Origin of the sequence: Paenibacillus sp. MER 180 (genome assembly GCF_023713665.1) — a bacterium.
GTDB lineage: Bacteria > Bacillota > Bacilli > Paenibacillales > Paenibacillaceae > Paenibacillus_B > Paenibacillus_B suaedae.
In genome coordinates, this window is record NZ_JAMAVT010000120.1 from 1 (window position 1) to 249 (window position 249).

Annotated in this window: 1 pseudogene; it reads right to left on the reverse strand. The window is 46.2% G+C overall.

What is annotated here, in order from left to right:
- Nucleotides 1-118 precede the first annotated feature (118 nt).
- Nucleotides 119-247, reverse strand: a pseudogene (locus M3661_RS30135) (manganese catalase family protein); the annotation flags it as partial.
- Nucleotides 248-249: the final 2 nt, after the last annotated feature.

Consider the following 249-nt stretch of genomic DNA (forward strand, 5'->3'; position numbering starts at 1 on the left):
CTGTTCTAAGTAAGATTGTTTATTTAAAAGAACGTGGCGGCAGATGGCACAATAAGCCTGATGATTTCGAATTAGAATTGCATCCTATATTGCCGCGTCATCACTGATAACATGATGGCGCGAATTCCTCGGTCCCAATATCCGTCAACAACCCAATTACTTTATCTGGTATCGTATACCGTTGGTTCAAGTAGCGCAGCGCCGCTGCCAGCTCTCCATCCGCTCCCCCATATTGCTCCATCAACAGCT